Raw genomic sequence first — 25,552 nt, forward strand, 5'->3', positions numbered from 1 at the left:
ACCCGCCGACCGGGGCAGGCGGGAGGAGCCGTGACTCACCAGGCGATCTCCATCATGGAGGTGTTGAGGCCGGAGCCGACCCCCATCAGCAGAACGCGGTTGCCGCGCACGAGCTTCGAGGCCTCCTGCGCCAGCGTGATCGGAATCGACGCGGGCCCCACGTTGCCGAGCAGCGGGAAGGTGATGGGCACGCGGGTGGCGTCGAGGTTCGCGGCCTTGACGATGGCGTTCGTGTGAACCGACGAGACCTGGTGCATGATGTAGCGGTCCATGTGCGACCAGCTCCACTGGCGCTTCGCGTCTTTCCAGGCGCTCACGACCAGCTCCATGCCGCCCTTGAGCAGCGCCTTCGCGTCGGTGAACATGCCGTCGACGCTGCCGACGCAGAGGTCGTTGAACTGGGTGGCCGCGCGGGTGATGCCGCCGAGCATGCGGTGGCCTTCCGGATGCAGGTCGGCCCGGCCGATCACGGCCGCTGCGGCTCCCGAGCCCAGAGTCAGGCTCGCGAACTCGCTCATGAAGTCCTTGCGCTTGATGCCCTCGCGGCCCAGGCGCTCGATGGTGTTGACCTGGATCTCGTCGGCGTCTTCGCCGTCGATGATCACGGCGTAGTCGATCTGGCCGGCGTCGATGAGCTGGCCCGCGAGCGCCATGCCGTTCACGAAGCCGAGGCAGGCGTTGGCGATGTCGAAGTTCGTTGCCGAGCTCGGCAGGCCGAGCCCGTGGTGGATGCGCACGGCGACGGAGGGCTCGAGGTGCTTGCGGGTCACGGAGGTGTTGATGAGCAGGCCCACCTGGTCGGGCCGGATGCCCGCCTCGGCGAGGGCCTTCTTGCCCGCTTCGATGGCGGCATCGTCGAAGGTCTGGCCCTCTCCCCAGTTGCGGCGCTCGTGCACTCCGGCGACGCGCTGCAGGAGCCCGGTGGGAAGCTTGAGGCGTTTGAGCGCGGGAGCGAGGCGACGATCGATCTCTTCGGATGTCGTGATTCGGGTCGCCATGGTGGTTGCGACCGACAGAAGTGCGACATTGCGGTGAGTCGTCGTAGCGTTTCCGTCCAACGGAGGTTCCTATCGAGTTGTGTTCGTGGGGTGCGGCTCGCAAACTGAGCGATCGTCCACAGGAGAGTTTAGTTCCTCACAAGCTGGGGGTTGCCCCACTTGACTCCTCACCGCAGAGCGGGAGTTCCCGCCGATCGCGGTGGCTGGGCCACGGCTCTCGGCGGGAACTCCCGCGCATCCACGTCTTCTCGGTGGGCTACTTGAGTGCAGCGGCGATCGCGTCGGCGAGCGGCGTGCTCTCACGCCCGAGCAGGCGCTGCAGGTCGCCCGAGTCGGTGAAGAGGTCGCCGCGCTTCGTCGCCACGTCGAGCGCCGTCACGAAGCCGGCCGTTCCCGAATCCAGACCGACGCCTTCGAGCGTGGCGACGAGCTCGTCGGGGGTCACGTCGCGGTAGACGATCGTTGTGCCCGTGGCCGTGGAGAGCGCGGCAGCGAGGTCGGTCATCGTGAAGGCCGGAGCGCCGCCCAACTCGTAGACCGCGTTCTCGTGGCCGGACTGCACGAGCGCGGCGGCCGCCGCCTCGGCGAAGTCGGCGCGGGGTGCACCCGAGACGAGTCCGTCTCCGGCAGCCCCGACGATCTCGCCCGTGGCGCGGTACTGCTCGACCTGGCCGAGGTAGTTCTCGACGTACCAGCTGTTGCGCAGAATGGTGAAGGCGACACCGGATGCCCGAAGAGCCTCCTCGGTCGCCTTGTGCTCCGGAGCGAGAGCCAGCTCGGTCGTGTCGGCGCGCGGTGCGCTCGTGTAGACGATGCGCGAGACGCCGGCCGTCTTCGCCGCGTCGATCACGTTGGTGTGCTGGGCGACGCGCTGGCCGACTTCACTGCCCGAGACGAGCAGAAGGGTGTCGACTCCCGCGAGGGCGTCGGGCAGCGTGGCGGCATCGGAGTAGTCGGCGACGCGGACCTGAACGCCCTGATCGGCGAGGTCCTGAACCTTCGAGGGCGTGCGCACGAGGGCGACGATGTCGCTCGCGGGCACCCCGGCCTCGATGAGCGAGGTGACGGCGTGGTGACCGAACGGTCCTGATGCTCCGGTGACGGCGTAGGTGGTCATGATGTTGCTCCTTCTCGAGGGCTTTCGTTCGTGTAGCACTAACTATTACACAGTACCCCCGAAAGCGCAGCACAGGCTACGATGGAGACATGACAGATCAGGAAACTCCGAGCAACGAGCTCGTGACCTCTGTCTTCGCGCGCGACTGCACGTCACGCGCAGCTCTCGAAGACGTGTCCACGAAGTGGTCGAGCCTTGCTCTGCTCGCCCTCGGCGAAGGCGACTTCCGCTTCAACGCGTTGCGGCGCAAGGTCGAGGGAGTCAGCGAGAAGATGCTCTCCCAGACGCTGCAGACCCTCGAACGCGACGGAATGGTCACGCGCGAGGTGCACTCCACTATTCCCCCGCGGGTCGAGTACTCCCTCACCGCGCTCGGCACCCTGGTGGCCGAGAACCTGCGCACCCTCGCCGACCTGCTCGAGGCATCCGCCCCCGGCATCGGGGCGTCGCGCGCCACCTACGACGAGACCCGCGCGACCGCCTGACGCGGCCGAGGCATCCGCTCCCATTCGGTACATCGGCGCCCGGTCGTCCGGTGGCGGATGCGCCGAACAGGCGCGGATACGGCTCTAGTGACCCGTGTTGGTGCGGCGCGGCAACGCGAACACCAGGATGAACGCCAGCACCGCGAAGCCGAGTGAGACGACCATCGCGGCGGCCGCCGCGTCCGTGAATCCGGTAGCCACGGCATCCGGCGTCTTGCCACCGATGACGAGGCTGCCGAAGAACACGCTGCCGATCACCGCGATGCCCACGGCGCTTCCGATGCGCTGAACGGCGCCGATCACGCCGCTGGCCGCGCCGGCCTCGCGGGGGTCGACCGTGGCCACGATGAACTGCGCGTTCGGGGCGATGAAGAGTCCGTTGCCGAGGCCCGCGATGAGCAGCGGGGCGATGAGCAGCCAGTTGGTGAGGTCGGCGGCATCGGTCAGGAGCAGCACGAGCCACAGCCAGGCCAGGCCGATGACGACGAGCAGCGTACCCAGGATCAGCACCGTTCGGCCGAGGCGCTGCGTGAGCCGGTTGCTCTGCGAGCTGCCCACGATGCTTCCGATCGCGAACGGGATCGACACGATGCCCGACTCGAGGGCGGTGTGGCCGAGGCCCGACTGCCAGAGGATCGAGATCGTGAAGAAGATGCTGGTGAAGGCGGCGAAGTAGACGAGCGCGAGGATGACTCCGCCGGTGAACGCCGGGTGCGAGAACAGCCGCGGCGGAACGAGGGGGCTGCGTCCGCGCTTCGTGTAGGCGACCTCCCACGCACCGAAGGCGACCATGAGAAGAGCTCCCCCGACGAGGGAGAGGATCGTCCACAGCGGCCAGCCGGTGTCCTGGCCCTCGATCAGCGGAACCAGCAGCGCGATGAGGCTCGCCGAGACCAGCACGAGACCGATCCAGTCGAGACCCGAGCGGTCGGCGTGGCTCGCCTCCTCGTCGCTCTGCTTCGGCAGCAGGATGGCCGCCGCCACGAGCGTCGCGATGCCGATGGGCAGGTTCACCCAGAACACCAGTCGCCAGCCGTCGGTCTCGCCGAAGGCCTGGATGAGGAGACCGCCGATGATCGGACCGAGCGCCGATGAGACACCGATGACCGCGCCCATGATGGCGAAGGCCTTGCCGCGCACGCGGCCGGGGAACAGAAGCTGGATGAACGCGGTCACCGCGGGCACGAACATGCCGCCGGCCAGACCCTGCACGACGCGGGCGATCACGAGCTGCAGGTCGTTCTGGGCCAGGCCGCAGAAGAGGCTGGCCAGCGTGAACAGTGCGAGCCCGGTGAAGAACACCCACTTGTGCCCGATGCGGTCGCCCACGCGACCGGCCGGAATCAGGGCGAGGCCGAACGCGAGAGCGTAGCCCGAGATGATCCACGAGAGCGTGCCCTCGCTGGCGTCGAGGGTCGTGCGGATCGTGGGCAGGGCCACGTTGACGATGGTGGTGTCGAGCAGCGCCATGAACATGCCGGCGAGCAGCACGATGAGCGCCTGCCACGCCCGGCGCGAGACCATGGGAGGAGCAGAGGGAGAGGAGGTGGGGTTGTCGCCCCGGACAGTTTCAGCCACGAACGGGCCTTTCAGACTCAAAATCAGCCGCGCGAACCGATCGCACGAACGAAGCCCGGGTGCGGACGACTTCAGAATCATACGCTCGCATTCGCCTCGCGGCGCACCCATTGCGATTCTGTTCAGCCCGAGTTTGGCGCGCCACCCCTCCCCTGTTCGTGGTCGGCCGCGCTACTGTCCCACCATGACTGACTACAGGGATCACTACGACGTGGCCGTGATCGGCGCCGGCCCCGCGGGAACGGCCGCCGCTCTCCGCGCGGCTGAGCTCGGCGCGAGCGTCGTCGTTCTCGAAGCGGCGCGGGTCGGCGGCACCTGCGTGAACACGGGATGCGTTCCGACACGCGTGCTGGCCAAGACCGCGCGACTCATTCGCGAGACGCGTCACGCCGACGTCTACGGGGTCGAGGTCGCGGCTCCCACGATCGACTGGGCCACCACGGTCGCCCGCGTCAGAGAGCGCGTCGACCGGGTGCGCTCGATCAAACGCGAGGCCGAACGCTTCGCCGAGGCGGGCATCCACCTCATTCACGAGGGACGGGCGAGGTTCGCCGACGACAAGACCCTCGTTCTCGACAGCGGTCGCCGCATCACGGCCTCGTCGATCCTCGTGTGCGTCGGCGGTCACTCTCGGCGCCTGCCGATCCCCGGCGCCGAGCTCGCCACGGTGCCCGAACAGGTGCTCGACCTGCCGTCGCTGCCGGGCCGCGTCGCCGTGATCGGGGCGGGCAACACCGGCGCCCAGCTGGTCACCGTGTTCAGCTCCTTCGGATCGCAGGTCACCGTGCTCGACCTCGCGCCGCGGGTGCTCATGCCCTCCGATCCGTCGATCTCCGAGGCGGTGGCGGCCGCGTTCGTCGAACAGGGAATCGAGGTGCGCACCGGCATCGAGGGCGTCGACGGTCTGGCGCGCGCAGACGACGGCGGCATCACCCTGTCGTGGAGAGACGGCGGAGACGCACACCAAGCCGACTTCGACGCCGTCATCATGGCCACCGGATGGCCGGCGGACGTCGAGGACCTGGGTCTCGAGAAGGCGGGCATCGAGGTCGTGCGCTCGGCCATTCCGGCCGACGCGTACTTCCGCACGGTCGTTCCGCACATCTTCGCCGTCGGCGACGCGAACGGGCGGGACATGCTCGTGCAGGCGGCACAGTTCGAGGGAGAGGCCGCGGCGGAGAACGCCGTGCTGGGCGCCAACCGTCGAACGCCGCATCATCTGCTGCCGGCGGGTGGCTTCACCGATCCCGACTACGCGGGCGTGGGGCTCACCGAGCAGCAGGCCCGCGAGCGGCGTATCGAGTGCGTCGTTGCGACCGTTGCCTTCGCCGCTGTCGACCGCGCGGTCATCGACGACCGGGAGACGGGCTTCTTGAAGCTCATCGCCGACCCACGACGCGAGCTGATCCTCGGAGCCCACGCCGTCGGGGAGAACGCGATCGAGGTCATCCAGTCGGTGACCACCGCGATGGCAGCGGGAGTCGACGTGTCGACTCTCGCGAACGTGCGCTTCGCCTACCCCACCTACAGCGCCGTGATCGGCATGGCGGCGAGGGCACTGCTGGCCGATGCCCCGGCGGACGACGACGGCGAGCTGAGGTGAGACACGCCCCACGACGCCGGCTCCGCCTTGTCGCGGGCGCATCCGCCTTCGCTGCGTTGCTTCTCCTTTCCGCCTGCGCCTTCGGCGGACCTGCCTCGACGCCCGCGTCGACCGTCATCCTCCTCCCCGGCGGGCTCTTCGGTACGTGGACAGAAGACGGGAGCGATTCCCTCCTGCAGCCGTACATGTCCCTCGAGAAAGACGGCACATTTCGAGGCAGCGACGGATGCAACACGCTCAGCGGCACGTGGACCTACGCGGAGAGTGACGGGGTGGTCTTGGGCGACATCGCGTCGACGGAGATCGCCTGCCAGGGCATGGACACGTGGCTCGCTCAGGTCGCGACCGCCCAGGTGCAGGCCGGCGTCATGACCGTGAGGTCGGCCGACGGAACCGTCATCGGCCGGCTCGAGGGCTCTTAGAACCCTGCCGTATCGGGGCGGCCGCTACGCCCCCGGGCGGCTCAGCACGGCGAGCTCTCCACGGGTGCGCACGCCGGCCTTGCGCAGCACGTTCGACACGTGGAACTTCACCGTGTTCGCGCTGACCCCCAGCTGCTCCGCGATCGCGCGGTTCTGGGCGCCCGAGGCCACGAGCTTCAGCACCTCGCGCTCCCGCGGTGACAGCGACACCACGTCGGCGAGCGGCTCCGGAACGGCGGGCGGATCGAGGGGCAGCGTGATCGCGAGCGACGATCCCCACCCGGGAGTCGCTGTGACGTCGAAGCCGCCGTTCAACGCGGTGACACGTTCGGCGATCGGCCGCAGCGAATCATCGTGGGGCGTGAGCTCGCCCGCCCCGTCGTCGCGGATTCCGATGAGCAGGTTCAGCCCGTCGCAGTCCCACTGGATGCGCACCTTGCGGCTCTCGCCCGCGTCGACGAGCGCGAGCACGGCGCTGCGAACGATGGCGCGGGCGGCGTGCGCGACCTCACCGGGAAGCGCCCGGCCGGTCGACGGCGGCTCGACGAACTGCACGTCGAGGTCGCCGAAACGCACAAGGGGGCGCAGGTCGCTGCGCAGGCGCGCGAACGCTCCGACCACCGGCTCGAGCTGAACGCTCGAGCGTTCGTCGTTCGCCGTGCGCAGTCCCACGAGAGCCGACGCGGCCACGTCGATCGCCATGGCTCTGGATGCGCGATCGTCGAGCCGGGTCGACCTGAGCACGGCGAGCACAGACTCCAGCACCACGGCGTGCCTGTCGGTCTGCTCTGCGGAGAGGCGGGCCTGCTCGGCTCGCCACCGTCTGCTGGCGGCCGAGGCGGCGTCGTCGAGGTCGAGGTCAGGCATCCGGCCACCCTACCCGCTGAACCCCTACCTACCCATCGGTATAGGCGAAACCGGCCGTCCGGGCGGGGGCACCGGTCTGCCGACCCGCGAAGACTGGAGGAATGAGTTCAGATGCACCCGGGTTCGACCGCTCCCTCTCGCTGATCGCCGCAGAGCTCGGATCGGTCGTCGAGCGGCTCACCGACGACGCCTCCTCAGATGACGACGGCGCCGAGGCGTTGGTCGACGAGATCGCGCGAGCCCGCAGGGTCTTCGTTCACGGCGCAGGCCGCTCGGGGCTCGCCCTGCGCATGACGGCCATGCGGCTGATGCACCTGGGCCACGAGGTGCACGTCGTCGGAGAGACCACGACACCGGCGATCGCCGAGGGCGACGTGCTGCTCACCGCCAGCGGCTCGGGAACGACCGAGAGCATCGTGCGCGCCGCCCGCTCCGCGGTCGAGGCAGGCGCCCGTGTCGCTCTCATCACGACGGCTACGGAGTCTCCGCTCTCCGAACTCGCGTCGGCGACCCTCGTCGTGCCCGCCGCGGCCAAACTCGACAGGTCGATGACGGCATCCGCCCAGTACGCCGGCGGCCTCTTCGAGCAGACGGTCGTGCTGGTCGGCGACGCACTCTTCCACACCCTGTGGCAGCGCTCGGGCCGCACGGCCGACGAGCTCTGGCCGCGGCACGCGAACCTCGAGTGACCCAGCTCGATTCGACTTTCCCCTCCCTCCACCCGCAACACGAAGGAACACAATGAAACTGCAGTTCGCCATGGACACCCTCACCACCGAAGCCGCCCTCGAGCTGGCCGCGGCGGCCGCGCCGCACGTCGACATCCTCGAGCTCGGCACCCCGCTCATCAAGAGCGCCGGCCTCTCGGCCGTCACGGCCATCAAGGCCGCTCACCCCGACAAGATCGTCTTCGCCGACCTCAAGACGATGGATGCCGGAGAGCTCGAGGCCGACATCGCGTTCGCCGCGGGAGCCGACCTGGTGACCGTGCTCGGCACCGCCGGCGACAGCACCATCGTCGGCGCGGTCAAGGCCGCGAAGAAGCACGGCAAGGGCATCGTCGTCGACCTGATCGGCGTCGCCAACAAGTCCGAGCGCGCCCAGCAGGTCGTGGCCCTGGGCGCCGAGTTCGTCGAGATGCACGCGGGCCTCGACGAGCAGGCCGAGGAGGGCTTCACGTTCTCGACCCTGCTCGACGACGGCAAGGCGTCCGGCGTGCCGTTCTCGGTAGCCGGTGGCATCAACGCCTCGACCATCGCCTCCGTTCAGCAGTCGGGCGCCCAGGTCGCCGTCGCCGGAGGCGCCATCTACGGAGCCCCCGACGTGGGAGCCGCCGCCGCAGAGCTGCGCGCCGCCATCGTCTGACGCACGGCAGCAACACGAAACGCGGGTGTTCCCGCCTGGCGCGGTGGTTCAACCACTGCGCTGGGCGGGAACACCCGCGTTCGTTGCGTGAAGGTGGGGTTTAGAAGTCCCAGTCCTCGTCTTCGGTGACTACAGCCTTGCCGATGACGTACGACGAGCCCGAGCCCGAGAAGAAGTCGTGGTTCTCGTCGGCGTTCGGCGAGAGCGCCGACAGGATGGCCGGGTTCACGTCGGTGACCGTCTTCGGGAACATGGCCTCGTAGCCGAGGTTCATGAGCGCCTTGTTGGCGTTGTAGTGCAGGAACTTCTTGACGTCTTCGGTGAGGCCGACCTCGTCGTAGAGGTCTTGTGTGTACTGCACCTCGTTGTCGTAGAGCTCGTAGAGCAGCGAGAACGTGTAGTCCTTGATCTCGTCGCGGCGCTCCTGGCTGACCGTCTCGAGTCCGCGCTGGAACTTGTAGCCGATGTAGTAGCCGTGCACGGCCTCGTCGCGGATGATCAAGCGGATCATGTCTGCCGTGTTCGTGAGCTTGGCGCGGCTCGACCAGTACATGGGCAGGTAGAAGCCCGAGTAGAAGAGGAACGACTCGAGCAGCGTCGAGGCGACCTTGCGCTTCAGGGGGTCGTCACCCGTGTAGTAGTCCATGACGATCGCGGCCTTCTTCTGAAGGTTCTCGTTCTCGGTCGACCAGCGGAACGCCTCGTCGATGTCTTTCGTGTTCGACAGGGTCGAGAAGATCGACGAGTAGCTCTTGGCGTGCACGCTCTCCATGAACGCGATGTTCGTGTAGACGGCCTCTTCGTGAGGCGTGATCGCGTCGGGAATGAGACTGACCGCGCCGACCGTGCCCTGGATCGTGTCGAGCAGGGTGAGTCCGGTGAACACGCGCATGGTGAGCTGCTGCTCGGCGGGCGTCAGCGTGTTCCACGACTGCACGTCGTTCGACAGCGGAATCTTCTCGGGCAACCAGAAGTTGTTGACGAGCCGGTTCCAGACCTCCACGTCTTTGTCGTCCTGGATTCTGTTCCAGTTGATCGCATTGACGTGCGACACCAGTTTGAGCTTCTCGACCATGACCTTATTTTCTTTCGTTCACTGAGCTTGTCGATGTGGAGCGTGGGTGTGGATGCCCGCAGGCAAGGCTCAGGGAACGACTCGTTCCTTGAGCCTGTCGAAAGGCCGGGAGCGCTAGAGCGCACAGCTCACGCATCCCTCGATCTCGGTGCCCTCGAGGGCCATCTGGCGAAGACGGATGTAGTAGATCGTCTTGATGCCCTTGCGCCATGCGTAGATCTGCGCCTTGTTGATGTCGCGGGTGGTCGCCGTGTCCTTGAAGAACAGCGTCAGCGAGAGACCCTGGTCGACGTGCTGCGTTGCCGCGGCGTAGGTGTCGATGATCTTCTCGGCGCCGATCTCGTACGAGTCCTGGTAGTACTCCAGGTTGTCGTTCGTCATGAACGGGGCCGGGAAGTAGACGCGACCCAGCTTGCCTTCCTTGCGGATCTCGATCTTCGCCGCGATCGGGTGGATCGATGCGGTGGAGTTGTTGATGTACGAGATCGATCCGGTGGGCGGCACGGCCTGCAGGTTCTGGTTGTAGATGCCGTGCTCCATGACGGATGCCTTCAGCTGGTCCCAGTCGGCCTGTGTCGGGATGTGCACCCCGGCCGTGTCGAAGAGTTCGCGGACGCGGTCGGTGGCGGGCACCCACTCCGCGTCGGTGTACTTGTCGAAGAACGCGCCGGATGCGTAGGTCGAGTCCTCGAAGCCCTCGAACTTGACGCCGCGCTCGATCGCGATGGCGTTCGAGGCGCGCAGGGCGTGGAACAGCACCGTGTAGAAGTAGATGTTCGTGAAGTCGATGCCCTCTTCGGAGCCGTAGAAGATGCGCTCACGAGCGAGGTAGCCGTGCAGGTTCATCTGGCCAAGGCCGATGGCGTGCGACTTGTCGTTGCCGTCTTCGATGGAGCGCACCGACGTGATGTGGCTCATGTCGGAGACTGCGGAGAGACCCCGGATCGCCGTCTCGACCGTGAGGCCGAAGTCGGGCGCATCCATCGCCAGGGCGATGTTCATCGAGCCCAGGTTGCACGAGATGTCTTTGCCGATCGTGTCGTACGACAGGTCTTCGTTGTACGTGGTCGGGGTGTTGACCTGAAGGATCTCGGAGCACAGGTTCGACATGTTGATGCGGCCCTTGATGGGGTTCGCCGCATTCACGGTGTCTTCGAACATGATGTACGGGTAGCCCGACTCGAACTGGATCTCGGCGATCGTCTGGAAGAAGTCGCGGGCCTTGATCTTGGTCTTCTTGATGCGCGAGTCGTCGACCATCTCGTGGTACTTCTCGCTCACCGAGATGTCACCGAACGGCACACCGTAGACACGCTCGACGTCGTAAGGCGAGAAGAGGTACATGTCTTCTCCCTTCTTGGCGAGCTCGAACGTGATGTCGGGAACGACGACGCCGAGGGAGAGCGTCTTGATGCGGATCTTCTCATCGGCGTTCTCACGCTTGGTGTCGAGGAAGCGCATGATGTCGGGGTGGTGGGCGTGCAGGTACACCGCACCGGCACCCTGGCGCGCGCCAAGCTGGTTGGCGTAGCTGAAGGAGTCTTCGAGCAGCTTCATCACGGGGATGATTCCCGAGGACTGGTTCTCGATCTGCTTGATGGGCGCACCCGACTCGCGGATGTTCGACAGCAGCAGCGCCACCCCGCCGCCGCGCTTGGAGAGCTGGAGGCTGGAGTTGATTGCGCGGGAGATCGACTCCATGTTGTCTTCGATGCGGAGAAGAAAGCAGGAGACGAGCTCGCCGCGCTGGGCCTTGCCCGTGTTGAGGAACGTGGGGGTGGCCGGCTGGAAGCGGCCGCCGATGATCTCGTTGACGAGGTTGATCGCGAGCTGCTCGTTGCCGCCGGCGAGGCCGAGGGACGTCATCACGACGCGGTCTTCGAAGCGCTCGAGGTAACGCTTTCCGTCGAATGTCTTCAGCGTGTACGAGGTGTAGTACTTGAACGCGCCGAGGAAGGTGTCGAAGCGGAACTTCTTCGAGTAGGCGAGGTCGTTGAGCTTGGTGATGAACTCGAACGAGTACTGCTCGATGGTCTCGGCCTCGTAGTACTCCTTCTCGACGAGGTAGTCGAGGCGCTCGCGCAGCGAGTGGAAGAAGACCGTGTTCTGGTTGACGTGCTGCAGGAAGAACTCGCGCGCCGCCTCTTTGTCTTTGTCGAACTGGATCTCGCCGTTCGGCCCATAGAGGTTCAGCATCGCGTTCAGCGAGTGGTAATCCATCTGCACCTGACCCGGGGTCTCGATGCGGGTGTTCTCTAGTGATGCTGTGGGGACGTCCAAAACGCTTCCAATCCTTCGTGGACGGCGGTGACGTCGTCCGGGGTTCCGAATACTTCGAATTTGTAGAGGTGGGGAACTTCGCACTTGCGGGAGACGATGTCGCCGGCCTTGCAGAAGGCTTCCCCGAAGTTGGTATTGCCTGCAGAGATCACTCCGCGGATGAGGGATCTGTTGTGCTCGTCGTTGAGGAACGAGATCACCTGTTTGGGAACCGCCCCGCCCTCGGTGCCCCCACCGTAGGTGGGGAGCACGAGAACGTAGGGTTCGGTGGCCATCAGTCTCGGCTGCCACTTGTGCAGTGGGATGCGATCAGCCGGCATCCCGAGCTTCTCGATGAAGCGATGGGTATTGCCCGACACCGACGAGAAGTAGACCAGGTTCGACAGGGTGGGGATCGTGTCGACCACCGCTGCGAGTGACACGGGGTGACTAGCCGGCGAGACGGGCCAGCTCATCGATCTTGTCGGGGCGGAAACCCGACCAGTGGTCGTTGTCGGTGATGACGACGGGCGCCTGCAGGTAGCCCAGCTCCTTGACGGCGGCCAGGGCCTTCTCGTCGACCGACACGTCGAAGATCTCGTACTCGAGGCCCTTGTTCTCGAGGGCGCGGTAGGTGGCCGTGCACTGCACGCAGGAGGGCTTCGTGTAAACCGTGATTGCCATGGAAATGCGCCTTTCAGACGAAGGGGAAGGGTGGGATGTTCTGTATTGGTTTGTGGTACTGGCGGGGTATCTCAGGGGCCGTGAGGCCCCGTCACCGTGCCGGGAGTTCAATACTACATATAGGGATGGGTCTCTTCGACTGCCACTAGATGAAGTGTTACACCCGTGTAATTCTCCACACGAAGTGCACACCCTTATCAACCATTTCTCCACAAGAAAAATGCCTGAAATTCACGGTTGATCTCTCCTCTTGTGGATAACTCGGGCGGCGAAAAACTTTCCAAAAAAGATGCGGCGATCATTCCGCTCGGCGTGTCGCAACGCGTCTGCCCACCAGACGCCCGACACCCCAGAGCACCACTCCGATACCGAGCAGCACACCCGCGATCTCGTACTGCTCCGCCGGCCTGCCAGACGACCAGGGCAGCACGAGGTAGACGCACACGATCACACCCAGAACCGGAAGCGCCGTGGGAGTTCTGAAGTGCTCGTGGTCGACCTTGTCGCGCCGCAGCACGAGCACGCTCACGTTCACGAGAGCGAAGACGGCGAGCAGCAGAAGAGAGGTCGTTCCGCCGAGCAGGATGACGAGCGGGTTCTCGGGATCGATCGACACGTAGGCGGTCAGGGCGAGAGCGATGGCCGTGGTGAACAGGATGGCGGCGAACGGCGTCTGGCGCTTGGTGTGCACCTTCGACAGGAACGACGGCAGCACGCCCCTCTTGCTCATGCCGTAGAGCAGACGGCTCGCCATCATCATGTTGATAAGGGCGCTGTTGCCGACCGCGAACAGGGAGATGAACGGGATCAGGGCCGAGATCGGGAAGTCGGGCGCCGCCGTCTGCACGACGGTCACGAGAGGGGTGTCGTTTCCCGCCAGCTCGCCCACGGGCACAACGGCCACGGCGATGATCGCGACCACCACGTAGACGACGGCCGTGATGGTGAGGCCCGAGAGCAGCGCCCGAGGGAAGATGCGGGAGGGGTTCTTCACCTCTTCGACCATGTTCACCGAGTCCTCGAAGCCGACCATGGCGAAGAACGCCAGCGACGTCGCCGTGCTGATGGCCAGGAAGAGACCCTTGTCTTCGGGCGTCTCGAACGCGACGACGCGCGAGAAGTCGGCGTTGCCACCGAAGATGGCGAAGCTGCCGATGAGGATCACGAGCAGCAGGCCCGACAGCTCGACGAGGGTCAGCACCACGTTGAGCCCCACACTCTCGGCGACGCCGCGCAGGTTGACCGCCATGACCAGCAGCATGAACAGCAGCGCCACGACCAGCAGGATGCCCGGATTGGAGCTGTCGAGGCCGAACCCGGTGGCGAAATTGCTGGCGAACGCGCCCGATGCGGCCGAGGCCGAGGTGAGCCCCGAGCACATCACCGTGAAGCAAACGATGAACGTCACGAAATGGATGCCGAAGGCCTTGTGCACATACAGCGCCGCTCCGGCGGCCTGCGGGTACTTGCCCACCAGCTCGAGATAGGAGCACGCGGTGAGCATGGCCACGCCGAAGGCCACGAGGAAGGGCAGCCACGCGGCTCCCCCGACCTCGGCCGCGACCTGGCCCGTGAGCGCGTAGATGCCCGTGCCGAGAATGTCGCCGACGATGAACAGCAGCAGCAGCTTGGGGCCCATCACCCGCTTGAGTTCGGGCTGCGCGGACTCGCCGTCGCCGGCCTTCCTGTCATCGAGAACCGTCATCGCACTCACTCCCGTCCATCACCGCCATCGTGCCCGTCTGCAGCAAGACTGCATGGGGGCCGGTGTGCGGTCTACCCCTTGAGTTCGAGCACCGGCACGTCGACCGGGGTGAAGCCCATGACCTGCCCGTAGAACGAGAGTTCGGCCTCGGTGGCCGAGATGATGGTGGATGCGCGCCTGAACCCGTGCGACTCGCCCTCGTAGGCCAGGTAGGCATGCTTCAGACCCTTGGCCTCGAGCGCGTCTCTGAAGCGCTCGGCCTGCGACGGCGGAACGATCTCGTCGTCGAGCCCCTGCAGCAGCAGCACCGGGCACGACAGCCCGTCGACGTTGTTCAACGGGGCCCTCTCTTCGTAGAGGGCTGCGGCCTCGGGCAGCGGGCCGACCAGGCCGTCGATGTAGCGCGACTCGAAGTCGTGGGTCTCCTGGGCGAAGAGGGTGAGCTCGGCGACGCCGAAGTACGAGGCCCCGCAGGCGAACACGTCGGACCGCGTCAGCGAGGCCAGAACGGTCCACCCGCCTGCGGAGCCGCCGCGGATGGCCAACCGCGAACCGTCGGCGAGGCCCGCCTCTGCGAGCCCGCGTACGGCGGCGACCGTGTCGTCGACATCCACGATGCCCCACTGACCGCGCAGCCGGTCGCGGTACTCGCGACCGTAGCCGGTCGAGCCGCCGTAGTTGATGTCGACAACGCCGATGCCCCGCGACGTGAAATACGCGATCGCAGGATTGACCGCGGGCACGGTGCGGCTCGTGGGGCCGCCGTGCACGAAGGCCACGAACGGGGGCAGCTCGCCCTCAGGCGCTGCGAAGTCGGAATTGGCGGGCTCGTAGACGAAGGTGTGCACGGGCCTGTCGGCCGTGCCGAAGGTGCGCGCGGCCGCGGTGGGCAGATACGCGTCGTCGGGCAGGTGGTCCACAGAGAGTCGGATGTCTGTGAGCACGCCGGTCTGCAGGTCGAGTTCTCGAAGCCCCGACGCCAGAACGGCGCTGCCGCCCGTGACGAGGATGCGATCGCCTCGGCGCGCCCCGAAGGAGACAGAGTCGACGGGCAGCTCGATGTCTTCGAGAAGCCCCGAGTTCACGTCGAGGACAGCGGCCTGGTCGGTGCCGAAGGTGCTCACGGTCAGCAGCGTGTCTGAATCGAGCACCGAGTACCAGGTGGTGCCGAGCATCCACAGGGCGCCGCCGAAGTCTCTCGGCGCGGTGTGCAGCGCCCGCGCTTCGGGGCTCTGCGACCCGAGATCGAGCAGATAGAGGTTCCACCAGCCGGTGCGGTCGCTGATCACAAAGAGGCTCTGCTCGTCGCGCCACTCGGGCTGCAGGACCGACTCGGTGGTGCTGCCGGCCAGGGTGCGCCAGTCGAGAACCCGGCCGTCGTCGCCCAGAGACCCGACCCGCAACTCCGTGCCGTCCCACGGCATCTGCGGGTGCTCCCACGCGATCCACGCGATCATCGTGCCGTCGGGCGAGAGGCGCGGCGACGCCAGAAAGCGCGACCCCGCCACGATCGAACGGATGCGCCCCGCGTCGGCCGCGGCACTGCCGTCGAGCGGAATGGCGACGATGTCGCGCTCGAGGTCGCCGCCCGAATGGGTCTCGCGAACCGCGATGATCTCGGCGCCGCGGTACTGCAGCTCTGCGAAGCGCATGCCGAGCCCGTCGGGAGTGAGAGGCGTCGGGGCCGCGCCTACGGTGTCGACGTCGAGGCGGTAGACCCGCTGGTCGTCGAAGTTCGCGAAGACCAGCACCGGCGGGCCGTCGGCGAGGCCCGCCACGGTCCACGCTCCCCCGCCGTATTCGTGCACGCGGGTTCGCGCGTTCCACGGCTGCGGCAGCACGTCGACCGGCTCGCCGGCCGGCCCCGCGCGGCGGATGGAGATGCGGCCGCCCTCGGTGGGCCGGAGTTCTTGCCACCACACCTCGTCGCCCGCATAGGCGCCCCCACCGACGGGGTGACCCGAGCTCGCGAGGGACTCCGCGCTGATGGGCGAGGTCCAGGTTCCGTACGGGGCGATGCGGGGCTCGGTCATGCGTTCACGCTACAACGGCGCACCGACAGCCACGATGTCGGGGGTCGCGACGGGCCCGGCGGCCTCGCCCGACGCATCCCTCTTCGCCCGAGCAACCCGGGCCGCGCGAGACATCACGCGATCGACCAGCAGGCCGAGGAGCACGGCCGACGCGGCCGCGATGAGGGCCGAGAGCAGCGGGTTGTCCTGGATCCAGGCAGAGGCGAGTAGGGCGACGGCGAACATGTAGAGCGACCAGGATGCGCCCGCCATGATGCTGAGCGGCACGAAGGTGCGGCGCGGCAGCCCCACGCTGCCCGCCGTGAGGTTCACGGCGATCCGACCCACCGGTATGTAGCGGCCCGTGATGATGAGGCTCGCGGGGCGGGCGAGCAGCTGGTGCTCCGCACTCGCGATCGCAGCCCGCATGGGACGACTGCGCATCCAGCGGTATCTCGTCGTGCCGATCCGGCGGCCCAGCTCGAAGACGATGTTGTCGCCGATCATCGCGCCGAGCGCGGCGACCACGATGAGCGGCACGAGCAGAGCGGGACCGCTGCCGACCGCGACGGCGACGGCCGCGACGAGAACGATGTCGCTCGGCACGGGAGGAAAGAAGGCGTCGAGCATGCAGACCGCGAAAACCACCAGCAGGGCGAAAGGCGACGACACCGCACCGACGAGAAGGTCTGTGACGAATTCCATGGAGCCTCCGGGGGTGAGAGACGAACGACGTACTTCCCACCGTAGGAATCAACGGCCGTCGGCACCTCCACCCGAGGGACCATCCGTGCGGCACCCCGGTCGTACCCTCACGCTAGGCGTCACTGCACCGGCGTATAGGGGTATTCCGTTGAACGTTTCTGGAATTCCAGGATCGCCGGGTTGCGCACCTCGCCGCCCTCGATCTCGATCGCCCGCCTGATGGTGTCGGACTCCGCCCACGACGCGGCGCCCTCCATAACGATGCGGAGGAACGGCATCAGCGCCTCGCTGATCTCCCAGGTCGTGGAGTTCCACAGCAGCGAGGGGCTGTGGTCGACCGCGTAGTAGTTGGTCGACTCGCCGACGGTGAACATCGGGTCGGCGAACGTGGTCGCCCTGGCCCATTCGAACCCCATGCCCTCGTCCACCGACACGTCGACGATGAGGCTTCCGGGCCGGGAGGCGTCGAGGTCCTCGGTGCGCAGGTAGGTGAGCGGCGCGTTCGGGTCCTGCAGCGTGCAGTTCACCACGATGTCGTTCTCGGCGAGGAAGGGAGCGAGCAGCACAGGCCCGTCGTCGGTGTTCACGGTGCTCTCGAAGGGCGCGGAGTCGTTGTGCTCGAACTGGATGATGTCGACCGACGGAATGGGCGACCCCACCGCAGCGATCCCGCGGTTGGTGAGCACGCGCACATCGTGGATGCCGTGGGCGTTGAGGGCGGTGACGGCCCCGCGGGCGGTCGCACCGAATCCGATGACGACGGCGGTCAGGCGACGCCCGTAGTCGCCCGTCGATCCGCAGAGCTGCAACGAGTGGATGACCGAGCAGTACCCGGCGAGCTCGTTGTTCTTGTGAAAGACGTGCAGCCCGAATCCGCCGTCGGACTGCCAGTGGTTCATCGCCTCCCAGGCGATGAGCGTGAGCCGCTTGTCGATCGCGAGCTGGGTGATCTCCCTGTCTTGCACGCAGTGCGGCCAGCCCCACAGGACCTGGCCGTCGCGCAGGTCTTCGAGATCGGATGCTTGAGGCTTGGGCAGCAGTACCACGTCGGCCGTGGCGATGATCTCGTCGCGCGTCGCCATGGCTGCGACCAGCGGCTCCAGCTCGGAGTCGTGGATGCCGAACCGCAGCCCGTAGCCGCGCTCGAGGATCATGTTCGCGCGCAGATCCTCGTCGATGCGCTCGAGGTGCGCCGGGTGGATCGGCAGCCGACGCTCATCGGCTTTGCGTGAGGTCGCCATCACGCCGAGGCGCAGAAGGGCGGGCGCTGAAGTGGTTTCGCTCATACCTGACCCTAGGCCACGGGCCGCCGACCCCGGGCCTGGCGCTACTCGGCGATGTCGCCCGCCACGATCGCATCCGCGTACTTGCGGATGTCCGGCCCCGGTTCGAAATCGATGAAACGGTCTTTCAGACGCGCGAACAGCTGCTCGTACGCCTCGTCGGACTCGTGCCCTTCAAGGGTCTTCGACAGCTCGAGCACCGCCTCGCGGAGCACCCGGTCGCTGTCGTCGAGGATCTTGGCGCGGGCTTCGTCGTTCCATACGATGTCGGTGGAGTTCATGTCTCCACGCTAAGCGTGGCCACCCCGCCGAACGAGGGGGTTGCGTGACCCTACTTCTTGGGCAGGGCCTGCTCGATGTCGGCGAGCAGGTCGTCGGCGCCCTCGATGCCGACCGAGAGGCGGATGAGGTTCTCGGGAACCTCGAGCGCCGTTCCCTTGACCGAAGCGTGGGTCATCTCTGTCGGGTAGCCGACGAGCGATTCGACGCCTCCGAGGGACTCGGCGAGCGAGAACAGCTTCGTCGACTCGGCGAACTTGCGCGCAGCCTTCGGGCCGCCCTTGAACGCGAGCGACAGCATGCCGCCCGGCCGACGCATCTGCCGCTTGGCGAGCTCGTGGCCGGGGTGCGACTCGAGACCCGGGTAGAACACGGTCTCGATGGCCGAGTGTCCGACGAGGTACTCGGCGATCTTCTGCGCGTTGTCGCTGTGGCGCTCCATGCGCACCGCGAGGGTCTTGATTCCTCGAACGGTGAGCCAGGCATCCATCGGGCCCGAGACGGCGCCGGCGGCGAACTGCTGGAAGCGCACCTTCTCGTGCAGCTCGTCGTCGTCGAGCACGAGCGCGCCGCCGAGAACGTCGGAGTGGCCGCCCAGGTACTTGGTGGTGGAGTGCACGACCACGTCGGCGCCCAGCACGAGGGGCTGCTGCAGGTAGGGAGACGCGAAGGTGTTGTCGACGACGACGAGCGCGCCCGCCGCATGGCCGATCTCGGCGAGCTCGGCCACGTCGCTGACCTTCATCAGCGGGTTCGAGGGCGTCTCGAGCCACAGCACCTTGGTCTTGCCGGGGATGACGGCCTTGGCCACCGCCTGCAGGTTCATCATCTCGACGGTGTCGTTCTCGACGCCCCACCGACCGAAGACGCGGTTGATGAGCCGGTGCGTTCCGCCGTAGACGTCGTTGCCCAGCACCACGTGGTCACCGGGCTCGAGCACGGCGCGCAGCAGTGCGTCCTCCGCAGCGAGCCCCGATGAGAACGACAGCCCGTGCTTCGCTCCCTCGAGTGCCGCGACCAGCGTCTCGAGCGAGGAGCGGGTGGGGTTGCCGCCCCTGGCGTACTCGTAGCCGCCGCGGAAGCCGCCGATGCCGTCTTGAACGAAGGTCGACGTCTGGTAGATCGGCGGGATGATCGCGCCGGTCGTCGGGTCGAACTCCTGTCCGGCATGAACGGCGACGGTCTCGAACTGCTGCTTTTTCTGGGGCATGTCTACTTTCAAGTCTCTTCGGAGGCGTTTTATTCGGCCGCGCGCTATTCGCTCAGGAACGTGAGCAGGTCGTGCCGGGTGATCACGGCAACGGGCTTGCCGTCATCGGTCACCAGCAGGGCCCCGGCCTTGCCGAGGAAGCGTCGCGCCGAGGCGACCGATTCGTGGATGCCGATGAGAGGCAGAGGATCGCTGGCGAAGGCCCCGACATGGTCGGTCATCGCCGCGCGTCCTGAGAAGACCTCTTCGAGCAGGCTCTGCTCGTTGAGCGAGCCGGTGACCTCGCCCATGACGACGGGCGGCTCGGCCGAGAGCATCGGCAGCTGCGAGACGCCGTAGCTCGTCATGATCTGGATGGCGTCGCGCACCGTGTCGCTGGGGTGCGCGTGCACGAGCGCCGGCAGCGCCCCCGTCTTGGCCTTGAGGATGTCGCCGACCGTCGCCTCGTCGGTGGCGTCTGCGAAACCGTAGCTGCGCATCCATTTGTCGTTGAAGATCTTGCCCAGGTAGCCGCGACCACCGTCGGGAAGGAGCACGACGACCACGTCGTCGGGGCCGAGCTTCGCGGCCGCCTTGAGCGCGGCGGCGACGGCGAGACCGGAGGATCCGCCCACGAGGAGGCCCTCCTCGCGCGCCAGCCTGCGGGTGAGGGCGAACGACTCTGCGTCGCTCGCGGCGATGATCTCGTCGACCACGCTGGCGTCGTAGGCCTCTGGCCAGAAGTCCTCTCCGACGCCTTCGACCAGATAGGGACGACCGGTGCCGCCGGAGTAGACCGAACCCTCGGGGTCGGCGCCGATGATCGTGACCTGGCCGTCGGAGACCTCTTTGAGGTAGCGGCCGACGCCCGAGATGGTGCCGCCCGTGCCGACGCCGGCGACGAAGTGCGTGATCCTGCCCTCGGTGTCGGCCCAGATCTCGGGGCCGGTGGTCTCGTAGTGGCTGAGCGGACCGTTCGGGTTGGAGTACTGGTTCGGCTTGAAGGCGCCGGGGATCTCGCGGGCGAGGCGGTCGGAGACCGAGTAATAGGAGTTGGGGTCTTCGGGCGCCACCGACGTGGGGGTCACCACGATCTCGGCGCCGTAGGCCGTGAGCACGTTGCGCTTGTCTTCACCCACCTTGTCGGGGAGGACGAACACGCAGCGGTAGCCGCGCTGCTGGGCCACGAGCGCCAGGCCGATGCCCGTATTGCCCGACGTCGGCTCGACGATGGTGCCGCCCGGCTTCAGCTTGCCCTCGCGCTCGGCCGCATCAATGATGCGGGTGGCGATGCGGTCCTTCGACGATCCGCCCGGGTTCAGGTACTCGATCTTCGCGAGCACCGTGGCCTGGATGCCCTCGGTGACGCTGTTGAGCTTGACGAGGGGGGTGTTGCCGACGAGGTCGATGACGGTGTTCGCGTATTTCACCTCACGAAACTATCACCGACGCCTGTCGGGCAACCCCGGGAATCAGGTGGCGGCGAGCTTTCGCACGCCGTCGAACAGGTAGCGGTAGCTGAGGCCCGCGATCAGGCCGCCGACGATCGGGAAGACGATGAACACCCAGACCTGCGCGAGCCAGTCGCCGCCGCCGAAGACGGCCGTCGCGATGGAGCGGGCCGGGTTGATCGACGCGTTGTCGACGGGGATGGCGATGAGCAGCAGCAGGGTGAGCGTGAAGCCGATCGCGATCGGGGCGAAGCCCTGGTGCGCGCGCGAGTGGGTCACGCCGAGGATCACGAACAGGAACAGGCAGGTGATGACGATCTCGATCGCGATGGCCGAGCCGAGCCCGAAGCCGCCGGGCGAGTGCTCGCCGAAGCCGTTCGACACGAATCCGCCCGCGACGGCCTTATCGAGGAAGCCTTTGGGACCGCCCGACGCGATTGCGAACACCGCGAGCGCCCCGAGCACCGCGCCGACCAGCTGGGAGACGATGTAGATCGGCACGTCCTTCCAGGCGAAGCGGCCGGCCGCGGCGAGTCCGATGCTCACGGCGGGGTTGAAGTGGCCGCCGGAGATGGGGCCGAACGCGTACGCGCCGATCATCACGGTGAGGCCGAGGGCGATGGCCACGCCGAGAAAGCCCACGCCGAGCGGGTTCGTACCGTCGGCGTCGCCGAAGAAGGCGGAGAAGGTGGCGGTGCCGACGAGGCCGAAGACCAGAAGGAACGTTCCGGCGATCTCGGCGATGATCTTGGCCGCGAGCGACGGCTCGGCGGGTGCGGGGGCATCGGGAAAGGACATGGGTTCCTCCAGGGCTGCGGGACGGGCGTCAGAGTGCGATGGTTCCCGACGAGGCCTGCGCGGCAGCGAGTGCGGCCGCGGCGAGTGAACGCCGGTTGTCGAGCGTCTCGCCGATGCGGCGAGCGAGCGACGGGTGCTTGTGCACCATGTCGTCGACGACCGGACTGGGCACACGCAGAACGGTCACCGGGCGACTGGCGACCACCACGGTGGTGGTCTTCTGCCTCGTGAGCGCGGCTTGTCCGATGAACTCGCCTCGCTCGACGACGCCGATGCGCAGCCTCCCCGCCTCGTACGGTACCGACAGCTCGAGCACGCCTGTCAGAACGACACGCACACAGTCCGGAACAATTCCCGCTTTCTGAAGTATTTCTCCCGCACCGTACTGCTCGATGCGGCACGAATCGGCGACCGCGTCGAGATCCTCCTGCGGGAGGTTGAGCCCGGGGCCGACGAATCCCAGTGCCTCGATCACGTTCTCGCGGGTGTTCACCGGGTCTGTCGTGTCTCCGTCGAGCCCGAGATCGTGCCGGCGAGCGGCGTACCAGAGCCAGGCGAGGAAGAGCGAGACGGTCTCACCCTCGACCGCGGGACTGGTGACCGGCAGGCTCACCGTGTACGAGGCCTTGCCCTCGTAGCTGACACTCGGCCTGCTGCGGCTGTCGAGGTGCGGCAGCGCCGACGCGGTCTCGGAGAGCATCGTCAGAACGACATGCGGGGCATCATCCGTGGTGAACGTGACCGGCACCGTGGCCACGTAGCCGTCGACCGGCTGGCTCAGGTTGGTGAACGACCCGCCTGCCAGCGACGAGTTGGGCATGATCTGGATTCCGTTGCCCGTGTCGATGTGCACCGAGCGCCAGTTGACCTCGACGACCCGGCCCCTGACATCCCCCACGTCGAGGTAGTCGCCGAGCTTGAACGGCTGCTCGAAGAGCAGCAGCAGGCCAGAGATGATCGACCCCACGGCGTTCTGCAACGCCAGGCCGATGACGATGGATGTGACACCCAGCGCCGCGAAGAGACCCCCGACATCCGCGCCCCAAACCCACGAGAACAGGATGGCGAGACCCACCAGAATGAGCGCGAGCCGCGCGAGGGTGACGAAGATGGAGGGCAGGCGTTCCCGCCAGCTGCCTTCGCGCGCATTGCCGAAGATGGCCACGTTGAAGGCCGAGAGCACGAGCAGGATGAGTAGAAAGCCGAGCACCGTGCCGACGACGCGCACCCAGGTCAGATCGAAGCTCTGCTGCGACGCGAAGGTGAGCAGCGCGAAGATCGCGGCCACCGGAACCACGAAGTTGCGCAGGAGCCGAACGGGCTTGGCGGCGGGTGATTCGCGTCGCTGCAGCACCCCGTAGATCTCGGTGAGCACGACGAGCAGAACGGGCAGGGCGATGACCACGCCCAGGGCCCAGCCGAACCACGGTTCGCTCCAGAGATCGATCACGGCGTCGTCATCCCCTCTGCTGCGAGATCTGCCAGACCGACTGCGGGCCGGACTTCGTCTCGATCGTGCCCACCTCGGTCATGTTCGGCAGCTCGCCCACCTTGTCGCGCACCCGCTGGCTGATGAACACGCCGGGCTTGCCGGCCAGCGCCTGCACCCTGTTGGCGATACTCACCGCGTCGCCCCACATGTCGTACGCGATCGACGAGCGGCCGACCAGTCCGCTGGTGACCGTGCCCGTGTCTATTCCCGCGCGCAGTGAGAGGGTCGCCCCGTGCTGGGCGTTGAACCGCTCGACGATGCGGATCATCTCGAGCGCGAAGTCCACCGTGCGGCGAGCGCTGTCGACCCGCGGAACGATCAGTCCGCAGCTGGCGAGGTAGCCCTCGCGCAGGGTTCGCACCTTCTCGATGCCCTTCTCCTGTGCGGCCTCGTCGAACTGGCGCACGAGGTCGTTGAGAAGGGCGAGCTCCTTCTCCGCTCCCAGCCCGGCCGCGAAGTCGTCGAAGCCCACGAGGTCGGCGAACAGCACCGACACGTCCTGATGGTCCTCTGCGATCGTCTCGTCGCCGTCGCGGTAGCGTCGCGCGACGGACTCGGGCATCAGCGTGTGCAGGATCTTGTCGTTCTCGGCCTGCTGCTCGTCGATGAGCGCCTGCTTCACCTGGAGGCTCCGACTCATGTCGTTGAACGCCGACGCGAGGTCGCCGAACTCGTCGCGGGTGTTCGCCGCCACCTCCACGCCGAGATCTCCCCCGGCCACCTGTCGGACGGCACCCACGAGCCGGCGCACCGGGCGGGTGAAGACCTGCGCGAGGAGAAGTGAGAGCAGGGCCACGACCACGAGCAGCGCCGCGATCGACAGCACGAGGTTGCGCGTGAAGTCGGCCACCGGCGCGAAGGCCTCCGCCGCGGTGATGCTCGCCACGATGACCCACTGCTGGCCCTTGATGTCGAGGGGGCCGTAGGCGGCGAGCGTCTCCCTGTCGAGGTAGCTCTGCGCCACCATCACACCGGTCTTGCCCTGCTGCGCCTCGCGCACCGGGGCCGTGTCGACCGTCTGCAGCTCGACCGTTCCCTTCACGTCGACCGCGCGCTGAGCGAGCTCGGGCGACAGGCCGCCCGAGATCGCACGTTCGCGATACTGCTCGGGGTCGTCGATCAGCAGACGGGACACCGACCGCATGGTGTCGTCGGGCCCCACGATGTACGCCTCGCCGGTAGCGCCGAGTCCGTCCTCCTTCCACTGCTGGTCGCCGGTCATCACGTCGTTGATGGCGTTGATCGGCAGTTGCACGGCCAGCACGCCGACGACGTTTCCGTCCTGTCCGATCGGGGAGACTCCCCACGCCGTCGGCACACCGAGGCTCGGCTGATAGCGCTCGAAGTCGGTGACCTTCACGAAGTCGACGATGTTCGAGTTCAGCGCCTCGGTGTAGGCCTCGGCGAGATTCGTGCCCTTGTAGGGCCCCGTATTCACATTCGAGCCGAGGTCGACGCCCTTGTAGACCGAATAGACGATGTTGCCCTGGGTGTCGAGAATGAGCGCGTCCTCGTACTGGTACAGCTGCGCCATCTCGCGGAAGTACGGGTTGTACTTCTCGTTGACGGCCGACCAGGCGCTGCCGTCGCCCGCGTTCTCGACCTCTGCGGCCGCATCGAAGTCACCCGCCGGCGGAACGGTGTAGTAATTCTGGAGGTACGTCTCGGCGCTCGTCTGCGGCAGGAAAGCGTCGGAGACACTCGTGGCGCCGGTGCGTTCGTTGAGCTGGGGGATGAAGCTGTCGTCGTAGTACGTCTCGACGGCGGCCGTCTGGGCAGGGTCGGTGGGCTGGTTCTGCAACTCCTGGAAGGCCGAGGCGAACTCCGAGGCCGCCTGGTTGCCCGTCGCTCCCTGCGAGTCGAGATTCAACCCGATCTCGATGTTGGTGAAGAGCGACTCGATCGCATCCGATTTCGCCTCGCGCAGGTTCGTCATGCGGTCGAACTCGGCCTGCCGCAGGCTGTCGGTGCCGGAGGTGTAGCCGATGTACCCCACGATCAGGGTCGACCCGATGCTCACGCCGAGCAGCATGATCAGCAGCTTCGACTGGATGCTCAGCCCGCGTCGCACCAGCGTTCCCGCCGACGAGCCGAGTCGTGCGGCTCGCCTCCGGCTGTTCGAGAGAGAGTTATCCCCTGACATCGCGCCCCGATTCGATTTACCGAGCCGCCCCCGAACCGCCGC

23 protein-coding genes are annotated in these 25,552 nt (G+C 66.9%); 5 read left to right on the forward strand and 18 right to left on the reverse strand.

The features are described 5' to 3' along the window. Positions 1-35: 35 nt before the first annotated feature. Both ASF06_RS01280 and ASF06_RS01285 read right to left on the reverse strand, forming a co-directional pair. Entirely contained in the window at positions 36-1,058 is a 1,023-nt protein-coding gene (locus ASF06_RS01280; RefSeq protein WP_055924113.1) for a 3-oxoacyl-ACP synthase III, read from the reverse strand. Between the two features lie 196 nt (positions 1,059-1,254). Continuing rightward, entirely contained in the window at positions 1,255-2,115 is an 861-nt protein-coding gene (locus tag ASF06_RS01285; RefSeq protein ID WP_055942354.1) for an SDR family oxidoreductase, read from the reverse strand. Positions 2,116-2,204: 89 nt separating this feature from the next. Here ASF06_RS01285 and ASF06_RS01290 point away from each other — a divergent pair, with 89 nt between their 5' ends. Continuing rightward, positions 2,205-2,600 carry a winged helix-turn-helix transcriptional regulator gene (locus ASF06_RS01290; RefSeq protein WP_055942357.1) on the forward strand — a complete coding sequence of 132 codons (396 nt, stop codon included), beginning with the start codon at positions 2,205-2,207 and terminating at the stop codon, positions 2,598-2,600. A gap of 84 nt (positions 2,601-2,684) precedes the next feature. Here ASF06_RS01290 and ASF06_RS01295 read toward each other — a convergent pair whose 3' ends face one another. After that, positions 2,685-4,178 (reverse strand): MFS transporter, encoded by a 1,494-nt coding sequence (locus ASF06_RS01295; RefSeq protein ID WP_235500856.1) that lies wholly within the window; start codon positions 4,176-4,178, stop codon positions 2,685-2,687. A gap of 184 nt (positions 4,179-4,362) precedes the next feature. Between ASF06_RS01295 and ASF06_RS01300 the strand changes: the two genes are divergently transcribed. Then, positions 4,363-5,781 carry a dihydrolipoyl dehydrogenase family protein gene (locus ASF06_RS01300; RefSeq protein WP_055942363.1) on the forward strand — a complete coding sequence of 473 codons (1,419 nt, stop codon included), beginning with the start codon at positions 4,363-4,365 and terminating at the stop codon, positions 5,779-5,781. Then, on the forward strand, positions 5,778-6,203 hold the full coding sequence (locus ASF06_RS01305; RefSeq protein ID WP_055942370.1) for an META domain-containing protein: 426 nt from the start codon (positions 5,778-5,780) through the stop codon (positions 6,201-6,203). Before ASF06_RS01300 ends, ASF06_RS01305 begins: the two co-directional genes overlap by 4 nt. A gap of 24 nt (positions 6,204-6,227) precedes the next feature. Here ASF06_RS01305 and ASF06_RS01310 read toward each other — a convergent pair whose 3' ends face one another. Continuing rightward, a complete protein-coding gene (locus tag ASF06_RS01310; RefSeq protein ID WP_055942373.1) occupies positions 6,228-7,070 on the reverse strand; it encodes a helix-turn-helix transcriptional regulator in 843 nt (280 codons plus the stop codon). A 101-nt stretch (positions 7,071-7,171) separates the two neighbouring features. Here ASF06_RS01310 and hxlB point away from each other — a divergent pair, with 101 nt between their 5' ends. Together hxlB and hxlA are read left to right on the forward strand one after the other, a co-directional pair. After that, positions 7,172-7,759 carry a 6-phospho-3-hexuloisomerase gene (gene hxlB, locus ASF06_RS01315; protein WP_055942375.1) on the forward strand — a complete coding sequence of 196 codons (588 nt, stop codon included), beginning with the start codon at positions 7,172-7,174 and terminating at the stop codon, positions 7,757-7,759. Positions 7,760-7,811: 52 nt separating this feature from the next. Beyond that, a complete protein-coding gene (gene hxlA / locus ASF06_RS01320) occupies positions 7,812-8,435 on the forward strand; it encodes a 3-hexulose-6-phosphate synthase (RefSeq protein ID WP_055942378.1) in 624 nt (207 codons plus the stop codon). Between the two features lie 100 nt (positions 8,436-8,535). Here the strand turns inward: hxlA and nrdF are convergent, their stop codons facing one another. From nrdF to ASF06_RS01390, 14 genes are all read right to left on the reverse strand, one after another. Next, on the reverse strand, positions 8,536-9,510 hold the full coding sequence (nrdF, locus tag ASF06_RS01325; RefSeq protein WP_055942386.1) for a class 1b ribonucleoside-diphosphate reductase subunit beta: 975 nt from the start codon (positions 9,508-9,510) through the stop codon (positions 8,536-8,538). Positions 9,511-9,624: 114 nt separating this feature from the next. Continuing rightward, a complete protein-coding gene (gene nrdE, locus ASF06_RS01330; RefSeq protein WP_055924141.1) occupies positions 9,625-11,730 on the reverse strand; it encodes a class 1b ribonucleoside-diphosphate reductase subunit alpha in 2,106 nt (701 codons plus the stop codon). 35 nt (positions 11,731-11,765) lie between these two features. Beyond that, positions 11,766-12,176: a class Ib ribonucleoside-diphosphate reductase assembly flavoprotein NrdI gene (gene nrdI / locus ASF06_RS01335; protein ID WP_200920310.1), complete on the reverse strand. Its 411-nt coding sequence runs from the start codon at positions 12,174-12,176 to the stop codon at positions 11,766-11,768. Positions 12,177-12,219: 43 nt separating this feature from the next. Then, positions 12,220-12,453, reverse strand: coding sequence for a glutaredoxin-like protein NrdH (gene nrdH / locus ASF06_RS01340; RefSeq protein ID WP_044441583.1), 234 nt, complete (start codon positions 12,451-12,453; stop codon positions 12,220-12,222). Positions 12,454-12,751: 298 nt separating this feature from the next. Further along, positions 12,752-14,158, reverse strand: coding sequence for an APC family permease (locus ASF06_RS01345; protein ID WP_055942393.1), 1,407 nt, complete (start codon positions 14,156-14,158; stop codon positions 12,752-12,754). 71 nt (positions 14,159-14,229) lie between these two features. Beyond that, complete coding sequence (locus ASF06_RS01350) at positions 14,230-16,191, reverse strand: S9 family peptidase (RefSeq protein WP_055942396.1); 1,962 nt, start codon at positions 16,189-16,191, stop codon at positions 14,230-14,232. Between the two features lie 9 nt (positions 16,192-16,200). Then, positions 16,201-16,875 carry a DedA family protein gene (locus ASF06_RS01355; RefSeq protein ID WP_082500614.1) on the reverse strand — a complete coding sequence of 225 codons (675 nt, stop codon included), beginning with the start codon at positions 16,873-16,875 and terminating at the stop codon, positions 16,201-16,203. Positions 16,876-16,994: 119 nt separating this feature from the next. Then, positions 16,995-18,161, reverse strand: coding sequence for a N(5)-(carboxyethyl)ornithine synthase (locus ASF06_RS01360; protein WP_055942399.1), 1,167 nt, complete (start codon positions 18,159-18,161; stop codon positions 16,995-16,997). A 41-nt stretch (positions 18,162-18,202) separates the two neighbouring features. Further along, positions 18,203-18,439 (reverse strand): hypothetical protein, encoded by a 237-nt coding sequence (locus tag ASF06_RS01365; RefSeq protein ID WP_055924161.1) that lies wholly within the window; start codon positions 18,437-18,439, stop codon positions 18,203-18,205. Between the two features lie 50 nt (positions 18,440-18,489). Then, positions 18,490-19,647 (reverse strand): cystathionine gamma-synthase, encoded by a 1,158-nt coding sequence (locus tag ASF06_RS01370; protein WP_055942402.1) that lies wholly within the window; start codon positions 19,645-19,647, stop codon positions 18,490-18,492. A gap of 44 nt (positions 19,648-19,691) precedes the next feature. Next, positions 19,692-21,056, reverse strand: a complete 1,365-nt coding sequence (locus ASF06_RS01375) for a cystathionine beta-synthase (RefSeq protein WP_055924167.1) — start codon at positions 21,054-21,056, stop codon at positions 19,692-19,694. Positions 21,057-21,098: 42 nt separating this feature from the next. Beyond that, positions 21,099-21,875 carry an aquaporin Z gene (gene aqpZ, locus ASF06_RS01380; protein ID WP_055942405.1) on the reverse strand — a complete coding sequence of 259 codons (777 nt, stop codon included), beginning with the start codon at positions 21,873-21,875 and terminating at the stop codon, positions 21,099-21,101. A gap of 28 nt (positions 21,876-21,903) precedes the next feature. Then, the gene (locus ASF06_RS01385) at positions 21,904-23,325 is read right to left on the reverse strand and encodes a mechanosensitive ion channel family protein (RefSeq protein ID WP_055942408.1); all 1,422 of its coding nucleotides are present in this window, start codon (positions 23,323-23,325) and stop codon (positions 21,904-21,906) included. Between the two features lie 7 nt (positions 23,326-23,332). Beyond that, complete coding sequence (locus ASF06_RS01390; protein WP_200920283.1) at positions 23,333-25,510, reverse strand: adenylate/guanylate cyclase domain-containing protein; 2,178 nt, start codon at positions 25,508-25,510, stop codon at positions 23,333-23,335. Positions 25,511-25,552 lie beyond the last annotated feature (42 nt).

This window comes from Agreia sp. Leaf244 (assembly GCF_001422695.1).
Lineage (GTDB): Bacteria > Actinomycetota > Actinomycetes > Actinomycetales > Microbacteriaceae > Agreia.

What these genes read in the sequence shown, in the direction of transcription:
- ASF06_RS01285 (WP_055942354.1), bottom strand. Translation starts at nt 2,115, where the DNA reads ATGACCACCTACGCCGTCACCGGAGCATCAGGACCGTTCGGTCACCAC.
- ASF06_RS01290 (WP_055942357.1), top strand. Translation starts at nt 2,205, where the DNA reads ATGACAGATCAGGAAACTCCGAGCAACGAGCTCGTGACCTCTGTCTTC.
- ASF06_RS01300 (WP_055942363.1), top strand. Translation starts at nt 4,363, where the DNA reads ATGACTGACTACAGGGATCACTACGACGTGGCCGTGATCGGCGCCGGC.
- ASF06_RS01310 (WP_055942373.1), bottom strand. Translation starts at nt 7,070, where the DNA reads ATGCCTGACCTCGACCTCGACGACGCCGCCTCGGCCGCCAGCAGACGG.
- hxlB (WP_055942375.1), top strand. Translation starts at nt 7,172, where the DNA reads ATGAGTTCAGATGCACCCGGGTTCGACCGCTCCCTCTCGCTGATCGCC.
- hxlA (WP_055942378.1), top strand. Translation starts at nt 7,812, where the DNA reads ATGAAACTGCAGTTCGCCATGGACACCCTCACCACCGAAGCCGCCCTC.
- nrdF (WP_055942386.1), bottom strand. Translation starts at nt 9,510, where the DNA reads ATGGTCGAGAAGCTCAAACTGGTGTCGCACGTCAATGCGATCAACTGG.
- nrdE (WP_055924141.1), bottom strand. Translation starts at nt 11,730, where the DNA reads ATGGATTACCACTCGCTGAACGCGATGCTGAACCTCTATGGGCCGAAC.
- nrdH (WP_044441583.1), bottom strand. Translation starts at nt 12,453, where the DNA reads ATGGCAATCACGGTTTACACGAAGCCCTCCTGCGTGCAGTGCACGGCC.
- ASF06_RS01345 (WP_055942393.1), bottom strand. Translation starts at nt 14,158, where the DNA reads ATGACGGTTCTCGATGACAGGAAGGCCGGCGACGGCGAGTCCGCGCAG.
- ASF06_RS01350 (WP_055942396.1), bottom strand. Translation starts at nt 16,191, where the DNA reads ATGACCGAGCCCCGCATCGCCCCGTACGGAACCTGGACCTCGCCCATC.
- ASF06_RS01355 (WP_082500614.1), bottom strand. Translation starts at nt 16,875, where the DNA reads ATGGAATTCGTCACAGACCTTCTCGTCGGTGCGGTGTCGTCGCCTTTC.
- ASF06_RS01360 (WP_055942399.1), bottom strand. Translation starts at nt 18,161, where the DNA reads ATGAGCGAAACCACTTCAGCGCCCGCCCTTCTGCGCCTCGGCGTGATG.
- ASF06_RS01365 (WP_055924161.1), bottom strand. Translation starts at nt 18,439, where the DNA reads ATGAACTCCACCGACATCGTATGGAACGACGAAGCCCGCGCCAAGATC.
- ASF06_RS01370 (WP_055942402.1), bottom strand. Translation starts at nt 19,647, where the DNA reads ATGCCCCAGAAAAAGCAGCAGTTCGAGACCGTCGCCGTTCATGCCGGA.
- aqpZ (WP_055942405.1), bottom strand. Translation starts at nt 21,875, where the DNA reads ATGTCCTTTCCCGATGCCCCCGCACCCGCCGAGCCGTCGCTCGCGGCC.
- ASF06_RS01390 (WP_200920283.1), bottom strand. Translation starts at nt 25,510, where the DNA reads ATGTCAGGGGATAACTCTCTCTCGAACAGCCGGAGGCGAGCCGCACGA.